Origin of the sequence: Shewanella mangrovisoli (assembly GCF_019457635.1) — a bacterium.
GTDB lineage: Bacteria > Pseudomonadota > Gammaproteobacteria > Enterobacterales > Shewanellaceae > Shewanella > Shewanella mangrovisoli.
In genome coordinates this window covers 4,678,211-4,693,867 of the sequence record NZ_CP080412.1, presented here as the reverse complement: position 1 = coordinate 4,693,867, position 15,657 = coordinate 4,678,211, and the positions used below count along the sequence as shown (strand labels likewise).

Annotated in this window: 14 protein-coding genes; 7 read left to right on the top strand and 7 right to left on the bottom strand. The window is 50.3% G+C overall.

Features of this window, described 5'->3' with window-relative positions; all coding sequences use genetic code 11:
• Nucleotides 1–2: 2 nt before the first annotated feature.
• From mobA to K0H60_RS20385, 4 genes are read right to left on the bottom strand one after another with little or no spacing between them, the layout of a single operon-like run.
• The gene (gene mobA / locus K0H60_RS20400; protein WP_023266178.1) at nt 3–596 is read right to left on the bottom strand and encodes a molybdenum cofactor guanylyltransferase MobA; all 594 of its coding nucleotides are present in this window, start codon (nt 594–596) and stop codon (nt 3–5) included.
• On the bottom strand, nt 580–1,287 hold the full coding sequence (locus K0H60_RS20395) for an energy-coupling factor ABC transporter ATP-binding protein (protein WP_220056876.1): 708 nt from the start codon (nt 1,285–1,287) through the stop codon (nt 580–582). Before K0H60_RS20395 ends, mobA begins: the two co-directional genes overlap by 17 nt.
• Before the next feature lie 3 nt (nt 1,288–1,290).
• Nucleotides 1,291–1,998, bottom strand: a complete 708-nt coding sequence (locus K0H60_RS20390) for an ABC transporter permease (RefSeq protein ID WP_011624596.1) — start codon at nt 1,996–1,998, stop codon at nt 1,291–1,293.
• The gene (locus K0H60_RS20385; RefSeq protein WP_011624595.1) at nt 1,995–2,819 is read right to left on the bottom strand and encodes an ABC transporter substrate-binding protein; all 825 of its coding nucleotides are present in this window, start codon (nt 2,817–2,819) and stop codon (nt 1,995–1,997) included. The genes K0H60_RS20390 and K0H60_RS20385 overlap by 4 nt, the downstream gene beginning before the upstream one ends.
• 283 nt (nt 2,820–3,102) lie before the next feature.
• Between K0H60_RS20385 and K0H60_RS20380 the strand changes: the two genes are divergently transcribed.
• Entirely contained in the window at nt 3,103–4,485 is a 1,383-nt protein-coding gene (locus K0H60_RS20380) for a sigma-54-dependent transcriptional regulator (protein ID WP_258405772.1), read from the top strand.
• The gene (locus K0H60_RS20375) at nt 4,486–6,621 is read left to right on the top strand and encodes a sensor histidine kinase (RefSeq protein WP_088212780.1); all 2,136 of its coding nucleotides are present in this window, start codon (nt 4,486–4,488) and stop codon (nt 6,619–6,621) included. It begins immediately after the preceding gene.
• A 255-nt stretch (nt 6,622–6,876) separates the two neighbouring features.
• Here K0H60_RS20375 and K0H60_RS20370 read toward each other — a convergent pair whose 3' ends face one another.
• On the bottom strand, nt 6,877–7,344 hold the full coding sequence (locus tag K0H60_RS20370; RefSeq protein ID WP_011627666.1) for a GNAT family N-acetyltransferase: 468 nt from the start codon (nt 7,342–7,344) through the stop codon (nt 6,877–6,879).
• A gap of 99 nt (nt 7,345–7,443) precedes the next feature.
• Entirely contained in the window at nt 7,444–8,103 is a 660-nt protein-coding gene (locus K0H60_RS20365; RefSeq protein ID WP_039977624.1) for a 7-cyano-7-deazaguanine/7-aminomethyl-7-deazaguanine transporter, read from the bottom strand.
• Nucleotides 8,104–8,345: 242 nt separating this feature from the next.
• On the opposite strand from K0H60_RS20365, the gene K0H60_RS20360 reads away from it, so the two are divergent.
• The gene (locus K0H60_RS20360) at nt 8,346–9,071 is read left to right on the top strand and encodes a substrate-binding periplasmic protein (protein WP_220056874.1); all 726 of its coding nucleotides are present in this window, start codon (nt 8,346–8,348) and stop codon (nt 9,069–9,071) included.
• A 14-nt stretch (nt 9,072–9,085) separates the two neighbouring features.
• Here K0H60_RS20360 and K0H60_RS20355 read toward each other — a convergent pair whose 3' ends face one another.
• Nucleotides 9,086–10,444, bottom strand: a complete 1,359-nt coding sequence (locus K0H60_RS20355) for an isochorismate synthase (RefSeq protein ID WP_220056873.1) — start codon at nt 10,442–10,444, stop codon at nt 9,086–9,088.
• A 408-nt stretch (nt 10,445–10,852) separates the two neighbouring features.
• On the opposite strand from K0H60_RS20355, the gene K0H60_RS20350 reads away from it, so the two are divergent.
• The 4 genes from K0H60_RS20350 to K0H60_RS20335 are packed head-to-tail and all read left to right on the top strand — an operon-like array spanning nt 10,853 to nt 15,644.
• Nucleotides 10,853–13,066, top strand: a complete 2,214-nt coding sequence (locus tag K0H60_RS20350; RefSeq protein ID WP_220056872.1) for a TonB-dependent receptor plug domain-containing protein — start codon at nt 10,853–10,855, stop codon at nt 13,064–13,066.
• Nucleotide 13,067: 1 nt separating this feature from the next.
• On the top strand, nt 13,068–14,432 hold the full coding sequence (locus K0H60_RS20345) for an ATP-binding cassette domain-containing protein (protein ID WP_088212785.1): 1,365 nt from the start codon (nt 13,068–13,070) through the stop codon (nt 14,430–14,432).
• On the top strand, nt 14,422–15,105 hold the full coding sequence (locus K0H60_RS20340) for an energy-coupling factor transporter transmembrane component T (protein ID WP_220056871.1): 684 nt from the start codon (nt 14,422–14,424) through the stop codon (nt 15,103–15,105). Before K0H60_RS20345 ends, K0H60_RS20340 begins: the two co-directional genes overlap by 11 nt.
• On the top strand, nt 15,102–15,644 hold the full coding sequence (locus tag K0H60_RS20335) for a core component of ECF transporter (protein ID WP_133181794.1): 543 nt from the start codon (nt 15,102–15,104) through the stop codon (nt 15,642–15,644). The genes K0H60_RS20340 and K0H60_RS20335 overlap by 4 nt, the downstream gene beginning before the upstream one ends.
• Nucleotides 15,645–15,657: the final 13 nt, after the last annotated feature.

The window sequence follows — 15,657 nt, the reverse complement described above, 5'->3', positions numbered from 1 at the left end:
CCTTAGCTTTGGTTTATCTCTGCAGCCAGTCGTTGTTTTTGTTCTGGCGTGTTCACATTGACAAAGGCATTGGGTTGATCGGCAAAGGCCGCTACTGCAAAGCGATGTTTGGCATACCAAAAATCAATTTTACGCTCGCCCGCTTCGAGGAAGGCTGTCATCGACTCGCGCAGGCTCGGCTTTAGTAACATCACCACCGGCTGCTCTCGTTCACCATCGCTGGCAACGGCAAGTTCAGCATCGTTTGCCTCAATGGCGGCCAATAAGCGGGCGACTAAATCCCGCGGCAGCAGCGGACAATCACAGGGCACCACGAGCAGATAGTCTGCTTGGGTGTGACCCATAGCGGTGATCATGCCCGCCAAGGGGCCGAGAAACCCGGTATGTTCATCGCTCAACACCGTAAAACCGAACTCAGCATAACGTGTTTGGTTACGATTTGCGTTGATCAGGATCTCCTTAACCTGAGGTTTTATCCGCTCGATAGTGTGTTCAATCATGGCCTTGCCGTTTAGCTCGACGAGGCCTTTATCGTCCCCGCCCATACGGCGCGCCATACCACCGGCAAGAATTACGGCATCAATTTGCAACGACATATAAAGATCCCTGTGTGGAGTTTGTGGGCGTTTGCTGACGGGAGGTTATCACCTGTTGGTCTTCAATGTGCCACTGCTGCTCGCAAATGGCGGTGAGCGCACAGTTTTGATGGCTGCTTAATAGCATTCCCGTCCCTTGCTGTTTGAGCTGCTGGATCATTTGCAGCACTAAGGCTTGGGAGTCCTTATCCATATTGGAGGTCGGCTCATCGAGCATCAGTAACTTTGGCTGCAATATCCAAGCGCGGGCGATGGCGAGGCGTTGTCTCTCGCCGCCGGATAAATTGCTGGCTCTGGCCTGTAATAACGAGCCCAGTTGCGCCATCTCAATTGCTTGGCCAATTCGGCGTTTGGCCTCGGTTTTTGAGGCCGCAAAGGGGAGCCCGTAGGTCAGGTTGTAATTGACTGTGCCATCAAAAAGATAGGGATGCTGGTGGAGATAAACGGCTTTACCCAGCAAAGGGTTACGTGTCCACCATGCGTCCTTTTTAAAGCCGCTGACTTCAATCTTGCCCTTAGATGGCAGCTGTAGACCCGCGAGGATCTTCATCAGTGTCGACTTGCCCGAGCCGTTGTCACCCTGCAAATAAATAACGTTCCCTTGGCATAACTCGAGGCTGTGGGCTTTGAATAATAAGCGCGGGCCAAAGGACATTTCCAAGTCACGGGCGATCAGTTTGGCTTGGGTCATAAGTTAATGGCTCCTTGGCGTTTCTTTGCCGCGTAAACTACCTAAGGCAAAGTTGAGGATCAAGGCCAAGATTAGCAGCACTAATCCGAGGGCGATAGCTTGGGCGAAATCGCCTTTACTGGTTTCCAGTGCGATAGCCGTCGGGATATTACGTGTTACGTTTAAAATGTTGCCGCCGACCATCATAGAACAGCCGACTTCGGTGAGAATACGGCTAAAGGCTGCGACAATCGCCAGTAATAACGGCATACGCAGTTCGCGACACACGGTCCAGACCGCGCTAAACCAAGAGGCGCCTAAGGTACGTGAGGTTTCCCATGCCCGGCGATCGACACTGGTGAAGGCTGCTTGACTCATGGCGATCATCACTGGGGCGCAAATCATCATTTGGCCGAGGATCATCCCCTCTTGAGTGAACAACCACTTTAAATCCCCAAGCGGGCCGTTGCGGGTCAAAATGAGATACACCAGCAGGCCGATGACGACCGTGGGAATCGATTGCAATGTTTGCACTAAGTTAGTGACAAACCACTTTCCGGGGAAATGGGCAAACGCCAACACAAAACCGAGCACCATAGAGGGGACTAAGGTGATGAGCAGCGCCGCGAAAGAAACCGAAAACGAGACAGAGATGATGGACCAAACGTCAGGGTCCAATGAAAACAGCAGGCTTAACGCCTGCTGTAACAGTGCTAGCCAGCCTTCGCTCATTCGCTATAGGTTGCCTTGAACAGTTGCTCGCCTTCAACTTTGAAGTTGTTGATCATGGCTTGACCTTCTTTGCTGATCAACCAGTCACTGAAGGCTTTGGCGCCTTTGTGGTTCAGATCTGGGTATTTAGCTGGGTTGATCAGAATCACTTGGTATGGGTTCGCCAGCGTTTTACCGCCATCGAAATCCACGCCTAAGTCCAGCTTAGTTTTGTACGCCACGAAAGTACCACGGTCTGACAGCGTATAACCTTGTAATTCGTTTGCCATCAGCAGGGTTTTACCCATGCCTTGACCGACGGAAGTGTAACCTTTGAAGTCAGGAGTCACGCCTGCGGCTTTCCATACTTCTAACTCTTTGATATGGGTGCCAGAGTTGTCACCACGAGAGACGAAAGGTAAGCCAGATTTGGCGATTTTCGCGAAGGCTTCTTCGGCAGTTTTGCTTTCACGTAGTTTTGCTGGGTCGTTTTTAGGACCTAACACCACGAAATCGTTTTCCATAATGCCACGTGGCTCAACACCAAAACCGTCGGCAACAAATTTTGCTTCAGCACTTGGGGCGTGGGTCATCACTAAATCCACATCGCCTTGCTCGCCCAGTTTCAGCGCTTTACCGGTACCCGTTGCGATAACTTGTACTTTGTAGCCTGATTCACTTTCAAACTTAGGCAGTAATTCTTTTAACAGACCTGAGTTTTCAGTACTGGTGGTGGTGGCTAACTTGATCACTTCAGCAGATTGAGCGGGTAACACTGTGAGCATGCTGGCTGCAACAACCAGGCCCAGTAATGACTTCATATGGGATTTCACGTTTAGCATGGATACTCCTTGGCGAAAAATAGGGTTCCGACTCAATTGCCTACTGAGTGGAGGTTCCGTAAATTGTAATGCGTTCGATTGAAAGCAAATAGGATGCCAAACCAACAATGACGCATTTACGTTCACAGCTTGATCTAAATTGTGACCCTGATCTCAGGCTTAACAAATAGTTCGCAGACAAATTGTCTCAGCGCATGCTTCTTATGGTTCATAGTGACCTATTTGTCTAGTTTCAATGCTAGAATTGGTCGCAATTGAGTCAAAATGTCCAGAAGTGAGCACTATGAGCCAGATAGATAATAACCTCAAGCCCCTTCCTTCCGCTGTGTCTGTCCTGATCGTCGATGACGAGCCCGGGATGCGTAGCTTTTTGAATAAGGCGCTGTCGAAGAAATTCGCCTTAGTCGAAACGGCGGGCAGTATTGAAGATGCTGAGCAGTTACGTAGTCGCTGCCACTTCGACCTATTGATTGTCGATATCCGTTTACCGGGGCGCTCGGGAATCGAGTGGCACGAAGCCTTAGATGAGCAAGGCCGCCGCTCCGATGTGATTTTTATGACCGGCTATGCGGATTTAGAAGTCGCGATTAAAGCGCTGCGGGCCGGTGCCTCAGACTTTATTATGAAGCCCTTCCACCTCGAGCAGATGATGTCGGCGGTTGACCGCTGTATCGAGCGCCGTTTGTTGCGCCGTGAAAACTTGATGCTGCGCCGTGAAGTCTCTATCGGCTATTCCTCCACCATTATCGGTAGCAGTGAGGCCATGAAGTCGGTTAAGCAAGTGATTGAGCGTGTGGCGCCGACCAATGCGGTAGTGTTAATTCAAGGCGAGTCTGGCACGGGTAAAGAGTTGGTTGCGCGCCAATTACACTTACTCAGCGGCCGCCAAGGGCCCTTCGTGCCCGTTAACTGCGGCTCTATCGCCCCCGAACTACTGGAGAGTGAACTCTTTGGCCATACCGCGGGTGCCTTTACCGGTGCTAAGGGAAACCGTGAAGGCTTATTCAGTTTTGCCTCTGGCGGCACCATTTTCCTCGATGAAATTGGCGAGATGCCCCTCAAGATGCAAACGGCCCTGCTCAGGGTATTAGAACAGAAGGCGATTCGCCCCGTCGGCAGTGAGAAGGAAGTCAATATTGATGTCCGGGTAATTGCGGCCACTAACCGCACGCTGGTGGATGAAGTCGAAGCGGGTAACTTCCGTCGTGATCTCTATTATCGATTGAATGTGCTGGATATTTTAATTCCTCCCCTGCGTGAGCGTCCGGAAGATGTGGTCGAATTGACCCACCACTTTACTCGCCAATTAGCGGCCGAATTGGGTGTGCGTGAAGTTGTGTGGAGCCATGAGGATATGGTGAAACTGCAACAACACGAGTGGCCAGGTAATATCCGTGAACTGCGCAATATGATTGAACGCTGTATTCTGCTGGGCAAGCCACCGGCGGAATATTGGAAGCAACAGGTGAAGACTGAATCTTCGGCTTCCCAAGGTTATCCCTTAGATTGGTCGTTGAAAGAAGTGGAAAAACACCATGTGACTAGCGTGGTGGATCTGCACTCTGGTAATAAATCGGCGGCGGCTCGGGACTTAGGCGTTTCCCGTAAGACCTTAGATCGCAAGTATAAAGAGTGGTTTGACGTTAGCGACGAGCAGGAGTTCTAAGTGTCGTTTTTTACTCACTTTTTTGGTGTCAGTTGGCAGCAAATGCAGGCCAAAGTGCGTTATCGCATTCTGATCCTCACCTTGCTGCCGATTTTGCTCACCTTGGTGAGTTTAGTGTTTATCACTATTTACTGGAATATCAGTTACACAGGCAAGCAACTGTTTATGAAGGTAAAAGCCGATCTGGCTGTGGCTGAAAATACCTTGCAACAGGTGCAGGTTCGTCAGGAGAAACAGCTCGAACGAGTGATGACCTCATGGACTTTTCAGAATGATTTTCGGCCCATTCTTAGCGGTGAGTTGGCCCACAGGGCGAGCATAGATACCTTTCTGAATGAGCAGAAAAAGCAACTCGATTTAGACTTCTTGCGGCTTGTGAGTGTTGCCGAAGCGGCGTCCGACCCGGATTTACGGCAAATATTACCGAAAATGGGTGGGCTCTTGCCCTATTCGGGATTGATGGTGTTATCGCCCGATCGCTTAGCCCGCATCGACCCAGACTTAGCCCAAAGGGCGGCCATCCCACTGTTGGCGACATTGCGGGCGCAGAGCCCGAATAAGCAAGTGGAAGACCGTGGTTTACTAAGCCGCAGTTTGCTGCCTATTCCCGACTTTGAGGGGAAAGTGGCTTGGTATCTCGATGGTGGTGTGTTGTTTAATCGGGATACCCGCATCGTCGACCATATCCGCGACCTCGTCTACGACAAGGGCACACTGCCAGAGCGTTCTATCGGTACTGTGACCATCTTCCTCGACAATATTCGCGTTTCCACCAACGTGCCTTTACACTTTTTTCCGCAGCCGAATGAAACTCAAGGGCGAGCGCTCGGCAGTTTAGTGTCGGAAGAAGTGCGTGAAAAAGTGCTGAATCATGGTGAGTTATGGGTCGACCGCGCCTTTGTGTTTAACGATTGGTTTATTTCCGCCTACGCCCCCTTAGAGGACATTCGTGGGCAACGTGTCGGTATGATCTATACTGGCTTCTCAGAATCGCCCTTTATCCATAACTATCTGCTTAATATCATCGAGTTAGGCACTATTCTGATGCTGGTGCTGCTGATTTCCGGTTTATTGGTTTACCGCGGTGCCTACAGCTTGTTGCAACCGATAGAGCGTATTCATCATGTGGTGCAAGCGGTGCAGTCGGGGCGCAATGTGCGTATCGGTGCCTTGGGGCTAGATAGGGATAACGAATTGTCGAACCTTGCCGAGCAGTTCGACCGTATGCTCGACTTATTGCAGCGGCGCAACGCACAAATCCAAGCCGCCGCCGAACAACTCGAGATGAAAGTCGAGGAGCGGACTCGAAGCCTGCAGGACAAAACCTTAGAGTTACAGCGCAACGTGGCGCTGCTCAATGAGACTCGCCAGCAGTTAGTGACCAATGAAAAATTAACCGCGCTGGGTGAGCTAACCGCAGGGATTGCCCATGAGATCAACAACCCAACGGCGGTGATCCTCGGGAATATGGAGTTACTGCGTTATGAGCTTGGGGATAATGCTGAGTCGGTAAAAGAAGAAATCGATCTTGTTATCCAACAGGTTGGCCGTATTAGCACTATTATTCGCAGCCTGCTGCAATACAGCCGCCCAGGTGAGTTTAACGCTCCCTTAGAGATGCATCCTATTACGCCTATCATCGAGGAAATGCTGGTATTAGTGCGGCACTCGATTCAAAAACAAGAAGTGGTGCTGATAACAGAACTGAACGCCAGTTGCCCAGTGCAGGTTAACCGCCCGCAGTTATTGCAAGTGCTGATTAACCTTGTTGTTAACGCCGCCCATGCGATGGATGGCAAAGGCAGGATTTGGGTGCGAACCTATGATTGGCTGCAACAAGATATGCCGATAGGGGTGAAAATCGAGGTTGAGGACGAAGGTTCGGGGATTGCCCCTGAGCAGCTAGGGCGGATTTTTGATCCCTTCTACACCACGCGTAAAGACGGCACTGGCCTTGGATTATCCTTAAGTTACGGCATTATCAAGCGAATCGGCGGCACCATAGAGGTGAGCTCTGTACTGGGTAAGGGGTCTATCTTCACCATTGGCTTGTACCATGAGGCGAAGGAAGATCAGCAAAACAACCCCTACGATGGCTTACATTTTTCCGGCCAAAGCACCGAAATGTCATCTTAGAAGCTACTCTGCACGAAATGCTATAGGATTGATTTACTGAATAAAACGCAAAAAAAAGCCGGATGATGAATCCGGCCACAAAAGAGTGTGTGTGAGCAATGTCGTGCTTGCAAACTCAGGAGCACTTTAACAACGTCAGATTACCAGTCATCCGTGTTAAAGATGAGTTTTGGAACGCAAGTTAACGATAATCATTCTCAATTAGGTTTGCAAGCTATTTCTCGCAAAAAATGCACATTTTTATGTAAATCGCTTTTAAGCTGTCGCAATCGACTTGCTTAAATGCAGTTTATGATCGATCAGGCTTTGCGGATCGGCCTTCAGTTCAGTAATCAAATACTGGTTTCTAATCAGCAGATTGAGCATGGCAGGGAAGCGATTCATGGTTTTTACTTGGATCAGCTTGTAGCCTTGGCGGCTCGCCCACGTTTCTTGGTATTCCAATAGGCTCTGTGCCAGCCCTAAGCGTCTAAAGTCGGTCGCGACACCGCCTAACCAACTGTAAAACACGGCATCAGCCTGCTCGTATCCCAGCTTAAAGCCTGCCAATTCACCTTCCACATAGGCTAAGAGAATCAAGCAAGTCTTATCTGAGAGACGTTCCGCGAGGATTTCGCTCGTTAGCGGGCGGTCAAGTTCAGGGATTTGCTTGCTCAGTTCGATAAGCTGTGTGGTCAACTCAGGTGTCAGAGCTGTCAGTGCTTTGATTTCAATTGAATACATAATTTTCTCTCACAGAAAATCAGCCCCAAATGCGCATAAACACAGTGGGGCTGAACAAAAAACTGCTCAAATTATAACAGGTCTGGCCAGTTGAGTTAATCAGGAAAATGATTTTTGTGGACTGGTTTGCAAGATCTTGTCTTGTAAGACCTTCAGCAGGACGCCGTAGGCGGGCAGGAATAAGCCTAAACTCACGAGTAATTTGAAGCTGTAATCCACGGCCGCGATTTCGGGCCAGTTGGCCGCCATAAAGCTGTCTGTCGAGGCATAAAAAGCGACACTGAAGAACACTAAGGTGTCGACTAAGTTACCGACAATGGTCGATGCCGCAGGCGCGACCCACCAGGAACGGCTTTGGCGTAGGCGAGCGAAGACTGTGATATCCATCAGTTGGCCAATCAAATATGCCGCGAAGCTGGCGAAGGCGATGCGAAACACAAAAGTGTTCCATTGGCTTAAGGAATCAATCCCTTGGAAGCTGCCTTGATGGAATACCACACCCATGACATAGGAAATCATCAACGCGGGCACCATGGCCTTGAGGATGATGCTACGGGCAGGTGTTTGTCCAAAGATGCGCACGGTGAGATCGGTCGCGAGATAGACAAAGGGAAAACTAAACGCGCCCCAAGTGGTGTGAAAACCAAACAATTGAAACGGTAGTTGTACCAAGTAGTTGCTGACGCAAATAATCAGTATATGAAATCCCACTAATAGCAGGAGTGCGCGGCGAAGCTGCGCAGGGGTTAACATTAACATATGTGGCCTTTTTAGTTGTGTAGGGCGGGGTGAGGGAACCCGCTAAATGATCTGTTGTTATTTTACCCAAAATCAGCGTGCTGAAATCGGGGTCGCCATTATAGTGACCAGGCTTGAAGATGCAAGCTTACTGTTTATATTCCAAGCAATTTAGCTGCTCTCTCCAAGCGCGAGTGATCGATATGGTCACAGCATGGGTATAGAAACTATTCTACACTCTTAAGAAATGGGAGGAGAACGCGATGCGATCATTTCTTGCGGCCTTGTGTTTAAGCTTTTTGAGTTTGTGCGCTTTCGCTACGCCGAGTAAGCCTGTGATTATTCATTTGGTTACTGCTACTTGGGAAGGTTTCGCGAATCCCGATGAAACGGGTTATTACTTCGATATTTTGCAACGTACTTTTCCTGCGCCCGAGTGGCAACTCGATGTGCAGTTTATGCCTTTTGCCCGCACTTTATACCTGATTGAGCACAACAGAGCCGATATGATCCTCAGTGTGTATCGAGGTGATGTGAAACAGAGTTTGCTGAGTGAAAATCCCGTCGAGGTCGATAGTATTGATGCGGCCGTGACGCCGGCAATCGCGGCCAGCTGGATTGGTATTGAAAGTTTATCCTATCGTAAAGTTCAAGCCATGTTGGCCTATCGATTCAATATGCTCACTCCAACGCCAATGTATTACGAAGAGAGCAGCGATATGCTTAACATGTTGAATAATCTCAATGCGGGACGAGTCGATGCCGTTTTAGATTATCAGCCGGATATCTTAGCGTTAGCGCCAAAAATGAAGGAGCCGCAAAACTTTGTGGTGATACAAGGTGTGTTAAAGGCGGAAGCTTTTTTTGCGTTTTCGAATACCGATAAAGGACGAATGTTAAAGCAACAGTTTGATACGGCACATAAAAAGCTTATCGATTCTGGAGAGCAAAATAGGCTATACACTGAGACCAAAGCAAAGGGATTTTAGTGTTTATCAGTAGCTTAAAGTTCAATCAGGATCGACATAATCGTCGCTAACTTATTCTCTAGCTCTTGCCATTCCGCCTCGGGATCTGAGCCCGCAATAATCCCCGCACCAGCAAACAGATTGATCTTGCCAGGTTCAATCAAGGCGCTGCGAATCGCCACCGAAAACTCACTCTCATACTTATTGAAATAGCCACAGGCACCGGCGTACCAACCGCGCATATAGCCTTCACGTTCACGAATAAAGTTCATTGCAGACTGTCTGGGAAGACCACCCACTGCTGGAGTTGGGTGCAGAGCCTGTAGCAATTGGAAGTCATTCACGCCCTGCTTTAACTCGGCACGAATGGCGCGGTGGAGATGCTGAATATGGTTTAGCTTAAAAATCGTCGCGGTTTCTTCGGCGCCCACATGCTGGCTCAAGGGGGAGAGCATACTGACGATATGACGGCGAACCAGCTGGTTTTCTATGCTGTTTTTGTTGTCTTCGAGCAGCGCGTTGGCCAGTGCCGTGTCTTCTTCTTGGTTTAAGCCACGTACAGTGGTGCCAGCAAGCGCCTCGGTAAACAATTCCTGCTGACGACGGCGAAATAACCGCTCTGGCGAGCAGGAGATATAGGTGCGCTCAGGGCTAAATTGGAAGCCAAATTGGAAACTATTCGGATTACGCCCCTGCCAGCAGGCTAATACCATCCAAGGATCGACCTGTGCATTGACCTCAAGCTCTGTGTGGCGCGACAGCACCACCTTGGGCGTCTCTTGGTTAAACTTGGGGTCAACAACTTGCTCGATTAAGGTCTTCCAACGCGGAAAATCGGGAATATCGGTGCGGCTCAACAGTGCAAGTTTATTGGGCGGTGTGAGCGGACGAGCCGGCTGCACGGCTTCTATCGCGGCAATGGCGAGGTCTATTTCCTCTTCGGGATGCCTATCGGCAAAGTTCAGATTGACCCGCAAACTGAACTGATTGTCGCTGCGCCTAAATTCGATACGCGGTAACACAAAACGACTGTTACCAAACTCGGGCCAAGATTCGATGCTGCGGTCAAACGCCACGCCGCCGTAGTAGCGGATCTCTGGATTGCTGGATAAGGCGCGCTGCTGTTCGTAGACGTTCGCTAATGTTTTATCGTCGACACCTGTTTCAAACTTAAAGTCTTTGCAGGCGCCAATCGCTGCCACTTCTTCAACCTTGTCGCGTCCATGCCAGTAAATGCGCGGATATTGGTGTTGGGATGCCAACCACGAAATCAAAGGGATAGAGACAGTTGTTAAGGATAACTGCACTATCGGCTCCGTCGGTGGAACCTGCTTCAATTGAATGAGTTTGTCGATGAGAGACTTAAGGTCTTCAGACAGGGCGTGAGCGGGCAAATAAAACTCCAAAGGTAACGAGATGAAGGTAGTGGCTGAAGTTCCGGCAGTCAGCGATAAGTTAATCCATTCTTTTTAAAGTCATTTACACCAAGTGGGTGAGAACGTGTAAATAAGAATCTTTCGCTCAAATTAAAGGCCGAGGCCGCGAGTGTCAAGATGCAACCCACGAGTGTGTGACTTTTGCCATAGTCTCATTTCGAGACGCTAAAAAATGTGACCTAGATGGGTCTTTTTGTCGATACCGTCGTCTGTGTTGGACATTTTGTCTCTTTGTGACAGATGGCGTTTTCCATTTGTTGCAATTAGTCGATCTGAGTTGGTTTTTGATTGTTTTTCAGTTGAGGCGGAAATTCCTCAGACCACAATAGGGGGCACATCCTAAACTTCCTGTATGACAACAATAATATGATTACCAGAAATACCGCCTTTAGAGTGTCGTCCTTAGCGCTTGCGATTGGGTTGAGTTTTAGCGCCAACGCCGATGAAATCGCCCGTGATCCCCTGCTGAATGTGAATGAAGTCATTGTCGTCCATGGTGAAGGTGCCGATGCCGAGCAATTGGCGACCACCCATTGGAGCATAGACGAAGCCGAAATCCGCGCTTTAGGTGCGCAGACCTTAGATCAAGTACTGAAGAATGTGCCCGGGGTGTATATCCGTGTGGGTGGTGATGGCACTCCAAGGGTCGATATTCGTGGTTTTAAGACACGCCATGTCACTTTACTGGTGAACGGCGTGCCCATGAGCAGTGCCGATGATGGCCAGTTCGACCCAAGCGTGATCCCAACCAGCCAAATTGCCTCGGTTGAAGTGTCGGTCGGACCGACCTCAGTGCTGTACGGCCCAAGTGGCGCTGGTGGGGTGATCAATATTATTACTAAGCAGGGCAGTACTGCGCCTGCTCTGTCTGGACGCTTGGAAGCGGGCAAAGACAATACCTTCAATGGTGATATCAGCGCCGCTGGCTCGGGTGATGATTGGCAGGGATTGGTGAGTGTTAGCCGTCAACAGACCGATGGCTACCCTATGTCGAACGATTTCGAGCCGACCCAATATCAAGACGGTGAGCTGCGTGCTAACTCAGATAAAGAAGTCACCAACGTCTATGCCCAAGGCAGTTACTGGTTATCGGATAAGACCCAATTGATTGCCAACATGGCACTGCGCAATGGTGAGTGGGGCAAACCTGCCCGTGATGGTACTGGTAGCGGCAAACTTAAGTATGAACGTACCGACGATTACGACTCACATACCTTCCAACTTGGCTTAGCCCATCAGTTTGACGATACCTTTACTCTGCGTGGATTTGGTTATCACAATCAAAGCGATACCTTAGAAGCGGCCTATGCCGATGAAACCTATCAGGCATTGACGCAAACTCAAGATGGCCGCTCCGTGGTGCAAGGGGTCAATTTACAGCTGATCACCGATTTCCATAAGGCCGGACTGTTAACCACCTCTGTGATTGCTGAAGAACAGAGTTGGAAGTCAGTCGTCGATACTTACTCAAGCGATACTGGCAGTGGCACGGGGAATAACTCGGGCACAGGCTCAGGTTCTGGCAGCGGCTCAGGTAGCGGTAGTGGTACAGGCTCTGGTGGTGGCACTGGTAGTGGCGGCGGTACAGGCTCGGGTGGTGGCACTGGTAGCGGCGGCGGAACAGGCTCGGGTGGTGGCACTGGTAGCGGCGGCGGAACAGGCTCTGGTGGTGGCACTGGTAGTGGCGGTGGAACAGGCTCTGGTGGTGGCAATGGTAGCGGTTCCGGCGGTGCTGAAAACCTAAATGATTCTGCATGGTTATATACCGCTGCGGCCGAATATCAGTATCAATCTGAGCACAACTATGGCTTTACCTTCGGTGGTGCCTTCCACTCACTCGATACCTCCGATGGTACGGATGATAACTACTCGGCAATGGCCTCTAGCTATTGGCAGGTGGTACCCGATTCACGCTTGAGCCTGAGTGTGGCCCGTAAAGTGCGTTTCCCCTCTATGGTGAACCTGTACTCGCAATCATCGGGCAATAGTGAGCTAGAAGCGGAAGAATCTAAACATGTCGAGCTGGGTCTGGAGCAAAACTTACCAGCTAGCACCGACTTCTCGCTCTACGGTTATTACACGGATGCGAAGAACTATATCGCCAAAGATACCGATGGTTTCTACCAAAATATGGGGCGCTATGAGTTCAAAGGGATTGATTTCCAAATTAACAACCATGCGATTGAGCATTTAGATCTGAGCTTCTCCTACAGTTTCTTAGATTCGAAAGAAATGGAAGGCGACGATACCTTAGATGCGCTGCAATACCGTCCTCGTCATCAGCTGCGCTGGCAGATGAGTTACGAGTTCCCCTTCGAGACGCAAATTCACCTGAATGTGGAGCGTATCCTCGATCAGGTTTATGCGACTCAGGTGAAAGTGAACGGGCAGAACCAGTATCAACAACAGTCGCTGGATAACTACACCCTAGTGGACATTAACTTAGTGCAACCGCTGATCGCCGATAAGTTAGAAGTGTATCTGCGCGCCACTAACCTATTGGATGAGAACTACTACCAGAGTGAAGCCCTGCCTCAGGCTGGCCGTCAGTTCTTTGTGGGTGTGAACTGGCAAATTTAAGATGAAATTACTCGAGCTCGAAGGTGTCAGCTTTAACTATGGCAGCCAATTAACCCCTGTATTACTGGAGGTCAGTCTAGGGATTAGCGCTGGTCAATGCCATTGTGTCAGCGGGCCAACGGGTTCGGGTAAATCGAGTCTATTAAACCTGCTTGCGGGCGTGCAGAATCGCCCGCATGAGGGTGATATTTGGCGTCATCCCGAGCTGATCACTGGCTTAGTGATGCAGGATCCTCAAACTCAGCTATTAAGGCAAACCGTGGGCGCCGAAGTCGCCTTCGCCTTAGAGAATCTCGGCATTCCCGCCGAGAATATGTTGCCTAAGGTGCAGTTAGCGCTGCGACGCGTTGGGTTGTTTCTGCGGCTCGATACCCAAGTCAGTACCCTTTCCCTCGGCCAAAAATACCGTTTGATGATCGCCGCTCAGCTGGTGTGCGAGCCGCACTTATTGCTGCTCGATGAGCCATGGGCACAGCTCGATGATCACGGTGTGGCTGAGCTATTAGTGGTGCTGCGCAATCTTATTGCCGAAGGCATGGCGCTGGTGCTGGTGGAGCATAATGCGGCGGCGTTTGCCGAGATTATCCAGCATTATTGGCAATTGGAGGCTGGCCGTTTATCCGCAGGTATCTACACAGTTAGCGATACTCAACCGATTGATACGCCAGTTAAACCTTGGGGATCCTGTCATGTAGGTAAAGTGCTGGTCAGCGCCGAGGCGTTCGATTTCTGTTTCGACGGTAGTCAGCCTTTGTTTAGCTGTCCGCAGGGGTTTCAGTTACATGCGGGTGAGATAGTGACTCTGGTCGGGGATAATGGCTCGGGTAAAACTAGCCTACTAAAATCCTTAGCCGGGATGCTCAACCTAAAGCTGCGTTTGCCGCTCAAAGTCTTAGGTCGTAAACCTAAATTGGGCATCTATGGTGCCGAGTTAGGATTATTAATCCAAAGGCCGAGTCGACAACTGTTTGAAACCAGCGTGTTAGCCGAGATGCAATTTAGCCTGAATCGTTTCGAACTCCCTAAAGAGCGTGCCGAGCAAATGCTGCTTGATCTCGAGTTGATGGCGCTTGCCGAACAATCTCCCCATAAATTGTCCTACGGGCAGCAGCATTTGGTTGCCTTGGCATCCTTGGCCTGCCTGCAGCCTAAGGTACTGTTACTCGATGACCCGCTTGCTGGCATGGATAAGCACTATTACCGAAAAGTGTGGTTCCTGCTCAAGCGTCTTAGGGCGCAGGGCTGTGCGATTCTAATGAGCAGTCACAGAGTGGTGGAGCATAGTGCCGTGTCTAGGCAACTCAGTTTACACAATGGCTTGCTGACGGAAGATGCTATGGGGATGGAGGAGCGCTATGTGGGTTAGTTGCCGTCGCTGGCGACTACGAGCTCGCAGGCGTTGGAGTCGCGAACGCCAAGAAACTACGCTATGCGCGCTATCGCTATTGTTGGTCTGTGTGCTCTCTGCCTGCGCCTTTGTGTTACCCGCCGATTTATTACTGCCGTTGGTGGCGATCAATGGCTTGCTCGTGCTCCATGGTTTAGCGCGCCGCGGCAGCATCATGGGGGTGGTTAAACTCGGCGCGATTCAACTGACAATTACCTTGAGTCTGTATCTGTTGCTCTATGGGGTTGGCCATTTAGCTCAAGGCGCCGTGGTGGTCGGGCGGATTATTCTAGCGACTATCCCCGGCTGGTGGTTGTGTATCACGGCGGCGCCCGAGCGTATCGGCGAAGTGTTAAGTGCTTTTTTGCCAACTAAATGGGCCTTTGTGGTGGCAGCTTCTTTGAGTCTGCTGCCCTTTATGGCGGACGAAGTGCGTGAGATTTACCAGATCCAATGTCTGCGCGGCGCACGCATTACCCCTAAGGCGCTGCGAAATCCTAAAAATTGGCCAGAGCTAGTGTATTGCGTGCTGTTTCCCGTATTAATCCAATTACTTAAATTATCTCGTCAGATGGCGATTGCGGCCCAGAGTCGTCACTTTGGCAAGAGTACGCGTGTCACCCATTGGCACTCACCGAGAGACAAAAAATGAAGAAAAAACTCCCTCTGAGTCTACAGGACTCGTTGTTTATTGGTTTTTGCGCCACCTTGCTGGTGGCCTTGACGGGAATGTTAAGGCTCAAGCTTGGGATCTCAGGTCACAGCATGTTTTTAATGAGCTTCTTCTACTTGATTTGCTACGGCGTGCTTGGGCGTTTCGGCAGCATGATTGCCTGTGGCGGGATAGCAGGCTTAGTCGCCATGGCGCTCGGTGTCGGCAAGGGCGGCCCAATGATTTTATTGAAGTTTATCTTACCAGCGATTGCGATGGATCTCGTGGCTTTACTGTTACCGCTCACATTAAGCCTGCATTGGCGCTGCGTGATCTTAGGCATTATTGGCTGTATGGCCTGGGCGGTAAAAGTGGCGCTTACCAATGCATTGGCGGGCATGGCCTTCGACGTCGTGCTTATCCAATGGGGAGCAAGCGTGCTTAAGGGCGGATTCTTTGCCACCTTAGGTGCCTTGCTGGTGCCGCCTGTGTTGCATAGGCTTAAGGCCCATGATCTCCTCCACCGCGACAAGTTTTAACTGCTAGGAATAC